Annotated in this window: 12 protein-coding genes; 7 read left to right on the top strand and 5 right to left on the bottom strand. The window is 57.0% G+C overall.

Going from position 1 to position 14,764, the window contains the following annotated elements; all coding sequences use genetic code 11:
- Nucleotides 1–65: 65 nt before the first annotated feature.
- Genes EPN93_02200 through def form a run of 4 tightly spaced genes read right to left on the bottom strand, consistent with a single transcriptional unit; the run spans nt 66 to nt 4,500 of the window.
- Complete coding sequence (locus tag EPN93_02200) at nt 66–2,588, bottom strand: cyclic nucleotide-binding domain-containing protein (protein ID TAL39172.1); 2,523 nt, start codon at nt 2,586–2,588, stop codon at nt 66–68.
- A gap of 52 nt (nt 2,589–2,640) precedes the next feature.
- Nucleotides 2,641–2,991, bottom strand: a complete 351-nt coding sequence (locus EPN93_02195; protein TAL39171.1) for an HNH endonuclease — start codon at nt 2,989–2,991, stop codon at nt 2,641–2,643.
- A gap of 4 nt (nt 2,992–2,995) precedes the next feature.
- Nucleotides 2,996–3,946 carry a methionyl-tRNA formyltransferase gene (locus EPN93_02190; protein ID TAL39170.1) on the bottom strand — a complete coding sequence of 317 codons (951 nt, stop codon included), beginning with the start codon at nt 3,944–3,946 and terminating at the stop codon, nt 2,996–2,998.
- A complete protein-coding gene (gene def / locus EPN93_02185) occupies nt 3,943–4,500 on the bottom strand; it encodes a peptide deformylase (protein ID TAL39169.1) in 558 nt (185 codons plus the stop codon). Before def ends, EPN93_02190 begins: the two co-directional genes overlap by 4 nt.
- A 226-nt stretch (nt 4,501–4,726) precedes the next feature.
- Between def and ilvB the strand changes: the two genes are divergently transcribed.
- The 5 genes from ilvB (at nt 4,727) to EPN93_02160 (ending at nt 9,979) form a co-directional block, all read left to right on the top strand.
- A complete protein-coding gene (gene ilvB / locus EPN93_02180; protein TAL39241.1) occupies nt 4,727–6,406 on the top strand; it encodes a biosynthetic-type acetolactate synthase large subunit in 1,680 nt (559 codons plus the stop codon).
- Nucleotides 6,403–6,876, top strand: coding sequence for an acetolactate synthase small subunit (gene ilvN, locus EPN93_02175; protein TAL39168.1), 474 nt, complete (start codon nt 6,403–6,405; stop codon nt 6,874–6,876). The genes ilvB and ilvN overlap by 4 nt, the downstream gene beginning before the upstream one ends.
- A 204-nt stretch (nt 6,877–7,080) precedes the next feature.
- Nucleotides 7,081–8,076 carry a ketol-acid reductoisomerase gene (gene ilvC / locus EPN93_02170; protein TAL39167.1) on the top strand — a complete coding sequence of 332 codons (996 nt, stop codon included), beginning with the start codon at nt 7,081–7,083 and terminating at the stop codon, nt 8,074–8,076.
- A gap of 409 nt (nt 8,077–8,485) precedes the next feature.
- Complete coding sequence (locus tag EPN93_02165; GenBank protein ID TAL39166.1) at nt 8,486–9,631, top strand: ATP-binding protein; 1,146 nt, start codon at nt 8,486–8,488, stop codon at nt 9,629–9,631.
- 168 nt (nt 9,632–9,799) lie between these two features.
- Nucleotides 9,800–9,979, top strand: coding sequence for a hypothetical protein (locus EPN93_02160; protein ID TAL39165.1), 180 nt, complete (start codon nt 9,800–9,802; stop codon nt 9,977–9,979).
- Nucleotides 9,980–10,057: 78 nt separating this feature from the next.
- Here the strand turns inward: EPN93_02160 and EPN93_02155 are convergent, their stop codons facing one another.
- Nucleotides 10,058–11,506: a CoA-binding protein gene (locus tag EPN93_02155; GenBank protein TAL39164.1), complete on the bottom strand. Its 1,449-nt coding sequence runs from the start codon at nt 11,504–11,506 to the stop codon at nt 10,058–10,060.
- A gap of 282 nt (nt 11,507–11,788) precedes the next feature.
- Here EPN93_02155 and EPN93_02150 point away from each other — a divergent pair, with 282 nt between their 5' ends.
- Both EPN93_02150 and EPN93_02145 read left to right on the top strand, forming a co-directional pair.
- The gene (locus EPN93_02150) at nt 11,789–13,321 is read left to right on the top strand and encodes a metallophosphoesterase (protein ID TAL39163.1); all 1,533 of its coding nucleotides are present in this window, start codon (nt 11,789–11,791) and stop codon (nt 13,319–13,321) included.
- Nucleotides 13,322–13,387: 66 nt separating this feature from the next.
- A complete protein-coding gene (locus tag EPN93_02145) occupies nt 13,388–14,611 on the top strand; it encodes an IS256 family transposase (GenBank protein ID TAL39162.1) in 1,224 nt (407 codons plus the stop codon).
- The last annotated feature ends 153 nt before the right edge of the window (nt 14,612–14,764 follow it).

The raw sequence follows: 14,764 nt of genomic DNA, 5'->3' as shown, positions 1-14,764 counted from the left end.
AGCCTGCCAGCGGCACTTGGTTTGTGCGATTTTTACAGGGCGGGACACGTTTCTGTCAAGCGGTTTCAGTTCTGCATGAAATCAAGGAAGCGCTGCAGGGCCTCGGGGAGCCGCCCTTCGCCGTCCATGTATTTCTTGAACTTGCGCTGGTACCCGGTGATCTCCCGGGTCCGGATGTTCTTGAACTTGGTGCCGATTTCGGCGAAGGCGGGCATGTTCTCCAGCCTGTTCCGCACATCCTTCCTGAAGGGGACGTATCGGTACATCATCTCACGCACGACCGAGTTGCACTTCATGATGCCTTCACGCTCGTAGAGGAGCCACATGATGTAATCGTCGGCGAAGCGGTCGCGGTTGGTGCGGATGCTCTTGAAGCGCTCCTCGATGTATGACTTGGTCTCCACGGAAAGCTTGGACATCTTCTTGAAAAAGTTCACGTAGTCGAAGTAGACGCCGGTAAGCCCGCCCTCCACCGGGTCGGCCCACATGGCCCCTTTGAGGGTGCGGTTGAGCTCCCAGCGGAAACAGGCGAAGGTGTGGGCGAGGTTTTTCTGGAGATCCCCCATGAACAGGATGGGGACCACGATGCGTCCCCGGCTCTTCCGGTTTGTGCCGTCGAGCTCCTGCCAGAGCATGCTCTTGGTCCCGAACGAGGGGATGAGGACGAAGCTGGGGAGCACCTCCTCCTCTATGATCTCGCGCGCCTCCCCGACCTTCTCGATTATCTCCCGGTAGAAGACCGAGTAATCGATCTCCTTTAAGCCCTGCGCGATCGATTCGAGCTTCTTCTTCGAGGTGTAGAAATTCGCCGGGTTTCCCTTCATGGTCATGTTGGTGAGAATGGGGAACGCCGTCGCGGTCGAGCCCGAACAGACCGCCAGCGTATTGAGCAGCCTGTGGTCGATCTCGTACATCACCCGCTTCAGGTTTTCGTCGATACTCGCGGCGCCGTCGTCCTTGGCCTTACGGTGCTTTTCCTCTTCGCGAAGGTGTGCTTCGTAGGTCATGCCCATTTCGTTAATGCTCGGGTTCTCCTTGCCTTCATAGATGAGGGTGAGGAAATCCTCTTCGAAATAAATTGGCAATTCCGTGATCTCGTGCGCGCGCAGGGTGAGCGAGTGGAGCTCGGAGATCTGGCCCTCTTCAAGCATGGCCTCGTCGAGAAAGCCGAAGTTGAGCATGAGTTTCACGGGCGCGGGCGCCGAGGACTCCTTTTTCGTACGGATGAATACCTGCTTGTAGAGGTCGAAGTACATCTTCGTGATCGCGCGGCGGATTTTCCTCCCCTCGATTTCGGTGTTGAAGGGATTGGAGCTTTTCTTGAACTCGGTGAGCGCCATGAGGAGGCTCTTCTGGAATTCCTTTTCGACCACCGCGAATTCGAATATCTGCTGCATCGAATTCTGATAAAGCGTTCCCGTGGCGCGGGACCGGCCCGGGGATGCGGCCGTCTCCTGCCGCCTGGTTTCGTTCTGGGCCGGCGCCGCGGCCGGGAGGTCCTTGCGGCCGCTGTAATATTCGTGAAGCTTCCGGAACGCGGGGTATTCGACGGTGAGCTTCTTGCCGGATATTTCCTCGAAGAAGTTGTGGAACTTAACGGCCACCGAGAGGAAATTCTTCACGAAGTCCTCGGATATCCTCCCCCGTTTCTGCCAGGCGGTGAGCTCGCCGCCGTCGACCAGGAAGGTCACCCAGCTCGCCTCGGAGCCGAAAAGCTGAGAGAGCTCTTCGTCGATCTCGTTATGGATGGCCTCGATGCGGTCCAGCACCTTGATCAGGTTTTCGGCGACCGTTTCGAAAATGTAACTGGGAATCGCGGGATCGCTGTTGATGATGGGCTGGAGCAGGCCGGGGTCAAGGTTCGATATCTGCGTAAGAAAGGTACACTGCCGCATATCGACAAGGGATTCGAGCGGGAGCCCCTGGTACGCGTATTTCTTTTTTAGAAGGCTCGAGTTATCACGGATGAGAAACTTGGCGTCGATGACGGACGGGAAGTCGCCCCCGTTTTTCACGTAGGTGGCGTAAAGCGCATCGGCGCGCTGCTGAAGCCGGTCCGGGGCGTCGCCCACGGCGTTTTTCCTGTAGACGAGCCCGAGGTTATCGTTCACGAGGGCCAGATTTTGATAGAGCCGCGCGTATTTTCCCGCGTCGGCGATCGAGAGCTTGATTCTCCTGGTCATGTGGGTGAAAAGGCTCATCGCCATCTGGGGATTCTCTTTGAGGACCTGCATGATGCCGCCCTCGCGGATGGGGTGTTTCGCCACTACGGAATCCTCGATCACCCGGATGGACTTCTTGTAGGGCTCGTTGAACAGGAGGCTCATCCCCGAGATGACGCCCTTCTCCCGGATGACGCCCACGCGCTTGCTCCTGGAGACGAGTATGTCGGGATGAAGCTCGTTAAATTCGTCGGGCGCCGAAAGGATTTCGACCGCGCCGCTTTGAAGGTAATAGATGTACTTCGGTTCGCTTCCCTGAACGATCAGCAGCTCGCCGCTGCGGATATTTTCGCCCCTGTTATCGGCCATTTTTCCCCGGTTCCTTCCCCTGGTGTGTATTTTTGGTGCGCCCGGGAGGTGACGCATGCTACGAACCTTCACCTTACCTTAAAATCGGAATAATTTTCAATAAATAATTTTATCGGGGGGTGTTTTTTATGGACTCGAGGTAATCGTCCCATTCAGCGGGGAGGAGGTAGCTCTTTTTATTGTTACAATCCTTGCAGGCGGGGACGATATTGAACCGCTCCGAGGTCCCGCCGCGCGAAAGGGGAATTATGTGATCCATCGTGAGTCCCGCGTGGCCGACGATTGTTCCGCAGTAGTGGCATTTTCCCGCGGCGGTTTTTTTCCTCCACCACGCCGATTGGCGCAATTCCCGCGCCCTGTGTTTTTCGTGCCCGCCACCGGAGGGGGCGCCGGGAGTCGCCGCCGGCGCGGAAGCCCGCCGCGGTCTTCGCCTGTCCCTGTTCTCGTCCTTGTATCCCATGGTGCTACCCTGCCGCCGTATGGGGTTCGAATCGCGAGTCCGGCTGGAGCCTGTATCCGTTGATGAACGAAAGGGCGTCCATAATCTTTTTCCGCTCGGGCTGGAGGGTGAGGATTTCGACACAGCCGTCGCCGGTAGCCGCGAGCAGGCGCTTCTTCTGGTGTACGATAAGCGACCCGGCGGCCCGGGGCTCGCGCGGCGGCTCGGGGAAGGGCGCGGTCGTCCATATCTTGACAAGCATCTCCCTGAAGCCGGTGGACGCCCCTGGTTTGGGATTGAGGCCGCGCACGAGGTTGTGAATTTCAAGGGAAAGCCGGGACCAGTCGATGCCCGCGGTTTCTGCGGTGATCTTCCCGCAAAAGGTCGCCTGGGATTCATCCTGCTTCACGGGCGCCGCCTTCCCCGAATCGAGGAGCTCGATCGCCTCCACGAGCATATCGGCCCCCAGGGGCGTTACGATTTTATAGAGCCCGCCCGCGGTGACGGCGTCGTCCAGCGGGATTTTTTTCTGTATGACGATGTCGCCCGCGTCGAGCCGATCGTTGATGAGCTGCACGGTCACACCGGTCTCGGTCTCACCACGGATGAGGGCCCATTCGACCGGGGCTGCGCCGCGATAGCGCGGAAGGAGTGAGGGGTGCAGGTTGATGGTGCCCAGGCGCGGCATGGCGAAGACCTCGCGGGGGATGAGCCTGCCGTACGCCACGACGACGAAGATATCCGCGCCGTGCGGGCGCAGTGCCGATACGAATTGTTCGTCACGGAGCTTCGCCGGGTGAAGCGTTTCGATGTTGCGCGCGGAAGCGGCGGCTTTTGCGGGACAGGGCTGCACGTGCAGGTGTCGCCCAATCGGCTTATCCTCTCCCGTCACCACGAAGGCGATATCGAAACGCTCCGCGAGCCTTTCAAGCGCATGGGCGGCGATTTCGGGCGTGCCGAAGAAGCCGATCTTCATGAGGCCTTGTTGAGCTTCTTGATCTTTTTCAGTTCGGCGGTGAGCTCTTTCCTGGTGAAATCCTCCAGGTAGTCGATGAACAGTATTCCGTCCAGGTGGTCTACCTCGTGCTGGATGACGCGCGCGAGGAGCCCGTCCGCGTCGAAGGAAAGCTCCTCCCCCTCCTGTGAGATCGCGTTGACCGATATTTCGACGGGTCGTATGATATCGGCCATGATCCCGGGAACCGAGAGGCATCCCTCCTCGTAGGGTTCGACCTCGCGGGAGCGTTCCGTTATGACGGGATTGATGAGCGCCAGCGAGGGCCCCTTGTAATATTCCAGGTCGATGACGATGATGCGCTCCCCGTGGTTCACCTGCGGTGCGGCAAGCCCTATGCCGCCGGCCTTGTACATGGTATTGAACATGGATTCAATCAGCTCGATATGTCGCTGGTCGACGGTTTCTATCTCCTTCGCGACCTGCCTGAGCGTCGGGTTGCCGTAGTAAACGAGTCGTGTGGTCATGTGTGCTTTCCGTGCTCTCAAGTATGCCCCTTCCCCCCGGGACTGCATTAGGTAAATATAACGCGCCCGGAAAAAAGAATCAAATCTTAATCGGGCCGCTTCGCAGGCAGTGAAGAATTAATCGCGATTTTAGGCAAACAATTTTCCCGGCTATTTTTTATGGACACATGCCGGCTGATGATGTAAATTATGTTGACATCACCGGGGCGGAGCACATTCAATTCCTGTATTTTCCGCCGTGCGCGGTGATTCAAGACGTTCCGAGGTATACCAGTTGAAGATTTCCGGCGCCGAGATACTCATAGAATGCCTGAAGAAGGAAGGGGTGGAGGTCATGTTCGGCTATCCCGGCGGGGTGGTCATACCTATCTTCCATCATATATTCAACGCCCCGTTCAAGTTCATACTGGCCCGCCACGAACAGGGGGCCGTGCATGCGGCGGACGGATACGCACGCGCGTCGGGCAAGGTGGGGGTCGCGCTCACGACGTCCGGCCCAGGGGCGACGAACGCCGTCACCGGGATCGCGACCGCGTACATGGACTCCGTGCCGCTGGTGGTCATCACCGGGCAGGTGTCGACGGCGATGATCGGGAACGACGCCTTCCAGGAGGCGGACACTACGGGCATCACCCGTCCCGTGACCAAGCACAACTTCCTGGTCCAGAACGTGGAAGAGCTCGCCCGCATCGTGAAGGAGGCGTTCTTCATCGCCTCGACGGGGAGGCCCGGACCGGTCGTGATCGACATCCCCGTGGACGTCTCGAAAGCCGAAACGAAGTTTGTTTACCCGGAAGAGGTGAAGCTCCGCAGCTACAAGCCCGTCTACAAGGGACACCCGGTGCAGATCGAGAAGGCGTGCAGGCTTATCGAGACCTCGAAGCGACCCGTGATCTACGCGGGCGGGGGCGTCATCGCCTCCAATGCCGCGGCCGAGCTCGCGGAGTTCGTGAAAAAAACCGGCATCCCGATCACTACCACGCTCATGGGACTGGGCGCGTACCCTGAAACCGATCCGTTGGCGCTCAAGATGCTCGGGATGCACGGGACCTTCTACGCAAACCAGGCTGTCCATGATTCCGATCTCCTCATCGCCGTGGGCGCGCGGTTCGACGACCGCGTCACCGGGAACGTGTCCGAATTCATCCCGGAGGCGAAGGTCATCCACATCGATATCGACCCCGCCTCGGTCTCCAAGAGCGTGCAGGTGGATATTCCCATCGTGGGTGACTGCAAGGCGGTGCTGCACGAGATGACGAAGATCGTGAAGCCCCCGCAGATACAGGAGTGGGTTGACGCCATACTCAAGATGAAAAAAGAAAACCCGCTCACCTACGGCAGCGACGGGACCAGGATCAAGCCCCAGTACGTGGTGGAGCGGATATACGAATTGACGAAGGGAGACGCGGTGATCACCACCGAGGTGGGTCAGAACCAGATGTGGGCCGCGCAATTCTACCAGTACACCCAGCCGCGAAGCTTCATAAGCTCCGGGGGACTTGGCACAATGGGGTTCGGGTTTCCCGCGGCGATCGGCGCGCAGCTCGCGCGCCCGGACAAGCGGGTGATCGATATCGCCGGCGACGGCTCCATCCAGATGAACATCCAGGAGCTCATCGTCGCGGTCCAGCACAGGCTTCCCATAATCATTGCGATTCTGAATAACGGGTTCCTGGGCATGGTGCGGCAGTGGCAGCAGCTCTTCTTCGACAAGCGCTACTCGCACAGCTGTATCAGTTTTTCCCCGGATTTCGTGAAGCTCGCCGAGGCCTACGGCGCGGTGGGGATTCGCGTGGAGAAGCGGGAGGAGGTGGACGAGGCCATCCGCAGGGCGCTCTCCGAAACCGAAAAGCCCGTCATCCTCGACTTTCACGTCGACCGCGAGGAAAACGTCTACCCGATCATTCCCGCGGGTAAATCGGTCAAGGATATGATCACGAGGGAGCTGGTATGAGGCACGTCATTTCGGTCAAGGTTGAAAACAAGTTCGGCGTGCTGGCCAGGGTCGCGGGCCTCTTTTCGGCGCGGGGATATAATATCGACTCCCTCACCGTGAGCCAGACGGAGCAGGAGGATATATCGGTCATGACGATCGTCGTGAGGGGCGACGACCGCATTATCGAGCAGGTTAAAAAGCAGCTCAACAAGCTCATCGATATCATCAAGGTGACCGACCACAACGAGTTTTCCGCGGTGCAGAGGGAGCTCGCCCTCGTGAAGGTCAACGCGCAGCCCGCGAAGCGCACCGAAGTCTACCAGATCGCGGAGATTTTCAGGGCCGAGATCGTCGACATATCGGTCAAGACCATGACCCTCGAGGTCACCGGCGAGCCGGGGCGCATCGACAGCTTCATCGAGCTCCTGCGGCCGTACGCGATCAAGGAGATGATCCGGACCGGCCGCGTTTCGATGGGCAAGGAGTGACCGCGCGGCAAGGCCCACGGCATGGGGGCCGATAAAACTATTGACAGAAGCCGCCTCTTCGTGATCATAGGCGTCTCCGGAAACCGGGTCCCGCTCACAATGTCACGTGCTGGTTGTTATTTCGCGGGAACCGCGCCGCGCGCAGAGCGGGGACGCGCGTCCGAAACCTGAAGCCCGCGCATCTAATCCGCAAGGAGGAATTGTATGGCTAAAATGTATTACGACAACGACGCCGATCTCGGGGTGCTCAAGAATAAACTCATCGCCGTCGTGGGATACGGGAGCCAGGGCCACGCCCAGGCGCAGAACCTGCGCGACAGCGGTCTCCAGGTCATGATCGCCGAGCTCCCGGGGACGGAAAACTTCAAGCTTGCGGAATCGCATGGCTTCAAGCCCGTGACCGCCGCCGAGGCGGCCGCGAAGGCCGACATCATCCAGATACTCGCGCAGGACCACATCCAGGCAAAGCTCTACAAAAACGACGTGGAACCAAGCCTCAAGGCCGGCAAGACCCTTGTGTTCTCCCACGGCTTCAATATCCATTTCGGCCAGATCGTGCCGCCCAAGGACGTGGACGTGATCATGGTCGCGCCCAAGGGACCAGGCCACCTGGTACGCAGCGAATACGAAAAGGGCGCGGGCGTCCCCTGCCTCATCGCCATCCACAACGACGCGTCCGGAAACGCCAGGAAGATTTCGCTCGCCTATGCGAAGGGAATCGGGGCGACGCGCGCGGGCGTAATCGAGACCACCTTTAAAGAAGAAACCGAGACCGACCTCTTCGGCGAACAGGCCGTACTCTGCGGCGGCGCGTCCGAGCTCGTCAAAGCCGGGTTCGATACGCTCGTCGAGGCCGGGTACCAGCCGGAGATCGCGTACTTCGAGTGCCTGCACGAGCTCAAGCTCATCGTGGACCTCTTCTACCAGGGCGGGATCAACTACATGCGCTACTCGGTATCGGACACCGCCGAGTTCGGCGACTACGTGAGCGGCCCGCGCATCATCAACGCGGAGACCCGCAAGGAAATGAAGAAGATCCTCGCCGAGGTCCAGGACGGCTCGTTCGCGAAGCGCTGGATCAAGGAGAACGAGGACGGGCGCCCCTTCTTCAACAAGGTGCGCGAGGAAAACAAGAACCACAAGATCGAGAAGGTGGGCGCGGAGCTGCGCAAGATGATGAAGTGGATCAACGCGAAGTAGGACTTCACTAATAACCGGTACATGCAACAAAGGCGCGGAGAAAAATTCCGCGCCTTTGTTTTTTTGAGAGGGACGCCCTGGACGAAGGTAGTGCCGGATTCGTTCCTCATTTCGATAATACATTGACTTTTCATCACCGTAATGCACAATCTGTGAAACGGCCGAGGGCCGTTTTGCCCAGGCTTTTGAAAAAAGCGCGATTTTGGGACATCGCAAATTTTAAGCCCTCTGTCTGAGGGATTTTTAACGGGGAAGGGCAGCTTCTTTGAGGAGCACACTTCCGAGAAGCAGGTTTATGTCAGGGAACTCTCCCCGGAAAGAGGACGCAGTTTCCTTGATTTAAAGCACTTGACAAACTCTGCATATTGTAATTATCATTATCAATATGCAGAGTTCCATTCCACGGGCCATGGCCCCTGTATTAACAGAAAGACTGAAAAACAATCCAGCTGTGGCGATCTTGGGACCGAGACAGTGCGGGAAATCGACGCTGGCGCGCTCGATACTCGCTTCCCACAAGAACGCGGTATTTCTCGACCTCGAAAGGCCCTCGGATCTGCGTAAAATAGAGGATATTGAGGCCTTTTTTGAGATAAATGCGGACTGCCTTGTATGTCTCGATGAAGTCCAGCGCGCGCCGGAAATTTTTCCGGCGCTGCGAAGCATACTCGACAGGAGCGGCATGAACGGCCGGCTCCTTATCCTCGGGTCCGCCTCGCGTGACCTTCTGCGCCAGAGCTCCGAGTCACTGGCCGGAAGAATATCCTATCTTGAACTCACTCCCTTTTTACTTTCCGAGGTAAACCCGGGGCACGACGCGGCCCTGTTGCGCAAAATCTGGCTCAGGGGCGGCTATCCCAGGAGCTATCTTGCCGCATCGGCCGCGAGCTCGCCGTGGCGTTCGGATTTTATCAGGACATACCTGGAAAGGGACATTCCCCAGCTTGGATTCAACATCCCCGCCGCGTCTATGAGACGGCTGTGGACCATGTGCGCACACTCTCACGGGCAAACACTCAACTACTCGAAAATAGGCGAGTCCCTGGGAGTGAGTCACAATACCGTGCGATCGTACATCGATATACTTGCCCAGACCTTTCTTGTCCGGATACTTCCTGCATATAGCACAAATGCAAAAAAGCGTGTTATCAAGTCGCCCAAATGCTATATCAGGGATTCGGGCCTGTTGCATTCGCTGCTCGAAATAGAAACGTGGAACGATCTCCTGGGGCATCCCGTGTACGGGTATTCGTGGGAAGGGTTCGCGATGGAAAACATTCTATCGGCGCTTTCCTCATGGTCCGCTTCCTTTTACCGCGCTTCAACGGGAGCGGAGATCGACCTGATACTGGAAAAGGGACAAAAAAGAATCGCCGTGGAATTCAAGGTTTCCTCGGCACCCGAGCTGGGAAGGGGGTTTTACCACGCAAGGGAGGCCCTTGCAATAACCGAATCATGGGTCATCGCTCCCGTACCCGGTCCCTATCCATTGCCGAAAAACATTACCGTGGCACCGCTTTGGCATTTCATTGAACACATGAAGGCGAAGCCTTAAAACAAGCTGCGAAGGGAGCATCAGGAAGAGGCCTATTCCGCGCAATGAATATTATGCTTGAAAAACCGGTATTTCCTATTAACGCTATAAAGGCTGCGCACAGGAGGAATAATGAATATCTCAATCAAGTATTGCACCAGCTGAAACTACCTGCCCGAGGCTTCCCGTGTGGAAGCAGAGCTTTTAATGGATTTCCCGGATTCGAAAATCGAGTTGATACGGGGAAGCGGCGGGGTGTTCGATATTAAATGCGACGGAAAACTGATTTATAGCAAACAGGAGACCAGTGATCACAGCTTCCCCGCGAAGGGCCTGGTTACCAGGTTGATTAGAGACAAAAGCAAATGAATATAAGTGGCCTCTGCCCTGCACGGGAGAGGAGACCAGATCGCACCCTTCCCCGACCCCACAGTACCAAAGTCGCACTCAGTCGGATATGCGGTTCCTCCGCCACTCGGCGTAGCGGCAGAGCGCCCATGCGGCGCGGGCGGCCCGTTCCGGCGTGGGCAGGAAGGGGACGTCGTGTTCGATCAGGTGCGCGATGAGGGATTCGTCCAGGTCGAGAAAGGTCGAACAGATGATCGGTACCGGAAGGCCCTTGAGCGTATCGGCGATGGTGTGCTTGAGGGAGTCGCCGATCTTCATGGCGGCGTCGATGATGGCGCGGTCAAGGCTGGGCGCCACCGAGGGGTGATCGCTGTAATGGAGGAAGGTCTCCACGCCAAAGAAGCCGTAGTAGAGGAGCACGTCCACCTCGCCGGATTCGGCGATGAGCCGCGGCACCTTGCTGAAATAGCCCTCCCAGTCGTTGATAAAGGTGAAGTCGACGGGATTGGAGAGCGAGGCGGTGGGCGGCGCGTATGCGGCGATGGCCTGCTGGAGGGCCGGTGAAAACCGGGGAAGGCTCATCCCGCAGCGCGCTACCGTGCCCGCCATGATGGCGCCGGGGCCGCCGCTGTTGGTGAGTATGCCCACACGGCGGCCTTTCGGCAGGCTGCAGCGGGAGAGCACGCAGGCGAAGTCGAACATTTCCTCGAGCGAGTCTGCACGCACGATCCCGGTCTGGCTGAACATGCCGTTGATGACGCCCTCGGGCGTGGCTATGGCCGCCGTATGCGAGGCCGTTGCGCGGGCACTTGCCTCTGTACCGCTCGCGTACAGCGCGATGACCGGCTTAACCCGGGAAACCGCGGCGGCCTTTTCCATAAAGTCCCGCCCTCGCCGGATGGTCTCTATATAGCAGGTGATGGCCTTGATGGGTTCGCGTCCGGCCATGTAATCGAGCCCGTCGACGATATCGAGGTCGCCCTCGTTTCCCAGGCTGATCGCCTCCGCCCAGTTGAGGCGGCGCGCGTTCAGGTAGGGCATAAGGTGCGTCACGAATGTCCCGGAATGGGAAAGCATCCCCAGGGTGCCCGGCTTCCCTTCGAAGGGGAATATGGTAAAATTGTAGCTTTGGTGGAGATTCGCGACACCGATGCAGTTGGGCCCCACATAGCGGAGGCCGGCGCTCTTCGAGGCATCGTCCAGTTCGCGCTGCAGATCGCCGCCGCCCGCCTCGCTGAAGCCGGCAGTGACGATTACGGCGCGCCGGATTCCCGCCTCGCCCAACTCGCGCACGATCCCGGGAACGAGTTTCGCCGGCAGAATAATGACGGCGAGATCGACGGGCTTCCCGATATCGCCCACACGCCGGTAGGCGCGCAGTCCGAAAATCTCCTCTTCCCTCGGATGGATGGGGTAGATGGCGCCTGGATAATGATTGCACAGCAGCGTCACCAACTGGCCGGTTCCCATCTTCGCCATAGAACTGGAGGCGCCAAAAAAAGCGATGGAGCGCGCGTTCATTATTTCTTGGAGCGGGTTGTGTGACATGGCATGTGACCTCGGGGATCTGGATAATGATGGAAACCATGAAATAAAATCCTGGCGGGGTGTCCAGTAGAATTAACAGGACGAAATCGAGGCAGGGCCCGTCGTCGCGCAGGCATTATCGGTCGCATCGAAACAGTATTGAGCGCTGCGAGGTCCCGATGATCGGACCGTTGGCGAACGAGGCTTATCAAAGAGCGGGGTGCCGATACACTGGTTTACGCGGGTAAGCTCTCCCCGGATCAACGGCGCGCGTTTTTCGGGCGCGCGAATTCCTTGATTATTATGCCGTGGGTCCGCCTGAATAGCTTGAAAAAAAAAGCCGAAGCTTCATACTGGTGCGGACTGAAAGGATTTCCCGGCAGGCGTACCATTGGGCCAGGAGAATTTCACTGCACCTGTGGCCCGGGAAGGAATTACCCATCGCATATCGGATACCAGCAGGAGTTGCGCGCCGCCATGAAAAAATTTACAATCACGTTTGCCGTCATTGCACTGGTTTCAGCTGTATCCTTAACCTGCAATAGATCGACCGCCCTGGAATACCAGAAGGACCCCAGGGTTCGGGAACTTCTCGGCATTATGCCCGACTACCCCCCGGTTCGGTTCGTCGTTGTATCCGACACCCATTACCACGACCCCTCTCTTGGCAGCTCGGGCGAGGCATACGCGAAATATCTCAAGGACGACAATAAGATGCTTCACCTGAGCGGCGAGATTTTCGACGCGGGCCTTGCAAAGATCGCGGCCGAGAAGCCCGATTTCATCGTCATTCCCGGCGACCTCACCAAGGACGGGGAGAAGATAAACCACGAACGGTTCAGGGACAGGTTGGGCACGCTGATGAAACTTGTTCCAAAGATTTTCGTGATACCGGGAAACCACGACGTCAACAACGGCATGGCGTGCAGGTACCACAGCGACGCGACCGAACCGGTCGATGCCGTCTCGCCGGAGGAATTCGCGAAGATATACACCGACTTTGGTTTCGGGGGCGCCCTGGCGAGGGATGTTTCGTCGCTGAGCTACGTCGTCGAACCCACGGGAGGGCTCTGGCTGCTTGCCCTGGACTCGTGCATATACAGGAATAATAAACCGGGCAAACACCCGGAGACACAGGGCGAATTCTCCGAATCCACGCTGAAATGGATAGAAACGATGCTCATCCGGTCCAAGAAGGAGAAGAAGGCAGTCATCGTATTCATGCACCATGGGATAGTCGAGCACTATCCCCATAATGAGAAGTATTACGGGAGGTTCATCGTCAACCAGTTCGAGACGGTATCGAACCTTTTCGCGGAATACGGGGTCAGGCTGGTATTCACCGGCCATTATCACGCCCAGGATATCACGATGAAAAAGCTGGAAGCGCCGGGCCGTTTTGTGTTCGATATTGAGACGGGTTCGTTTGTGACGCATCCCTGTCCCTTCAGGGTGATCGGAATCAACAGGGACCAGACAGTCCGCGTCGAGAGCCGGTTTATTACTTCCATCGCTTCCAGGAGGGAAGGTTTCGAAAAGTATACGTACGATTATGCCTACACGGGCACCCTGGGAATGGTAGAGAAAGCCCTGGGTAAATTCTGGGTCTCCGCGAGGGACATCGAGACAGTTGCGCCGGAAATAGCACGCGCGTATGTTGCGCATCTGCGCGGTGACGAGATTAAGCCGGAGAAGCCGATCGATACCGAAGGCCTGGGATTATTGGGCAAGGTGGCGATGAAATTCCAGGGCAATCTGATCGAGGGTTGGAATACCGACCTTCCCCCTGCCGACAACAACATTATAATCGACCTGAAGTCCGGGGGATGGCGTTAGGTATACAGTTTCGCGAGGGTGTAATAAAGATTGTGTAAACGGCCATAATAATATAAGGAGAACCTTATGGCCACGAGAGAAGAAGAACTTGAGAAACTGCTGGATGGTATCGATTTCAAGAATCTCACCGCCGAGCAGATCACCGGGAAGGATGGGCTTCTAAAAATTCTTACCAAGCGAATCGTTGAGAAGGCGATGACAGCCGAGATGGATCAGCATCTCGGCTATGCAAAACACGACCCCGCCGGCAAGAACAACGGCAATTCCCGCAACGGAAAAAGCACCAAGACCATAATAACCGAGCAGGGCGACGTGCACATCGACGTACCCCGCGACCGCAACAGCGAGTTCGAGCCCCAAATCATCAAAAAACACCAGAAACGATTTGACGGGTTCGACGATCAGATCATCTCGATGTACGGTCGCGGGATGACCACGCGGGATATTCAGGGTCACTTGAAACATATCTATGGCGTTGAGGTTTCACCGGAATTCATTTCAACGGTCACCGATGCGGTTATCGAAGACGTCAAGGAATGGCAGAATCACCCCTTGGATCCATTCTATGCCATTGTGTACTTCGACGCCATTGTGGTCAAGGCTCGCAACGATGGCCGGGTAACAAATAAGGCCGTATATACCGCTATAGGGGTGAATTTACAGGGGAAAAAGGAGGCTTTGGGCCTGTGGATAAGCGAAAACGAGGGCGCCAAATTCTGGGCGGGGATCATGACCGAGCTGAAAAACCGTGGACTTGCTGACATCCTGATTGCCTGCATCGACGGGCTTAAAGGCCTCCCGGAGGCGATTAACGCGCTTTATCCCGGCACAAGAATCCAGTTGTGCATCGTTCACATGGTCCGTAATTCTGCAAAGTACGTATCGTACAAGGAACGCAAAGTACTCTGTGCCGATCTGAAAAAAATCTATACCGCAGCCACCGAACGCCAGGGGGCCGACCAGCTCGACGCCTTTGCCGAAAAATGGGACAAGAAATATCCGAGCATTAGCAAATCGTGGCGGGTGAACTGGGAAAATCTCAATGAGTTCTTTTCGTATCCCGATGAAATACGGAAAGCTATTTACACGACGAACGCGATCGAGTCCCTTAATTTCAGTCTGAGGAAAGTGACGAAAAACAGGGCGGCATTCCCCACAGACGAAGCGGTCATGAAGCTCTTGTATTTGGCATTGACAAACGCCTCGAAAAAGTGGACGATGCCTATACGAGATTGGGGGGCTGCTCTGAATCAATTTGCGATTTACTTCGGCGAGAGAGTGCCCTTGTGATCAATGCCGTTTACACAAAGAATCTGACACCCTCTGTTTCGCTTCACCCAAATGGGAATTATTTTCGGTTGAATTAAGCTGGTAAATCCTCCAGTAGAATGCTGTTCAATCCCCTGTTTCGTTCAAATCTTGCATTACGGGCCTGTTTGAGTT

The organism is Spirochaetota bacterium (genome assembly GCA_004297825.1).
Taxonomy (GTDB): domain Bacteria; phylum Spirochaetota; class UBA4802; order UBA4802; family UBA5368; genus FW300-bin19.
The sequence above is the reverse complement of the archived record's forward strand: the minus strand, read 5'-3'. Positions and strand labels throughout refer to the sequence as shown.

Excerpts from the sequence above, each read along its gene's own strand:
- EPN93_02150 (TAL39163.1), top strand. The coding sequence starts at position 11,789 with ATGCCGTGGGTCCGCCTGAATAGCTTGAAAAAAAAAGCCGAAGCTTCA.
- ilvC (TAL39167.1), top strand. The coding sequence starts at position 7,081 with ATGGCTAAAATGTATTACGACAACGACGCCGATCTCGGGGTGCTCAAG.
- EPN93_02190 (TAL39170.1), bottom strand. The coding sequence starts at position 3,946 with ATGAAGATCGGCTTCTTCGGCACGCCCGAAATCGCCGCCCATGCGCTT.
- EPN93_02195 (TAL39171.1), bottom strand. The coding sequence starts at position 2,991 with ATGGGATACAAGGACGAGAACAGGGACAGGCGAAGACCGCGGCGGGCT.
- EPN93_02200 (TAL39172.1), bottom strand. The coding sequence starts at position 2,588 with ATGCGTCACCTCCCGGGCGCACCAAAAATACACACCAGGGGAAGGAAC.
- EPN93_02145 (TAL39162.1), top strand. The coding sequence starts at position 13,388 with ATGGCCACGAGAGAAGAAGAACTTGAGAAACTGCTGGATGGTATCGAT.
- EPN93_02155 (TAL39164.1), bottom strand. The coding sequence starts at position 11,506 with ATGTCACACAACCCGCTCCAAGAAATAATGAACGCGCGCTCCATCGCT.
- ilvN (TAL39168.1), top strand. The coding sequence starts at position 6,403 with ATGAGGCACGTCATTTCGGTCAAGGTTGAAAACAAGTTCGGCGTGCTG.
- def (TAL39169.1), bottom strand. The coding sequence starts at position 4,500 with ATGCAGTCCCGGGGGGAAGGGGCATACTTGAGAGCACGGAAAGCACAC.
- EPN93_02165 (TAL39166.1), top strand. The coding sequence starts at position 8,486 with ATGGCCCCTGTATTAACAGAAAGACTGAAAAACAATCCAGCTGTGGCG.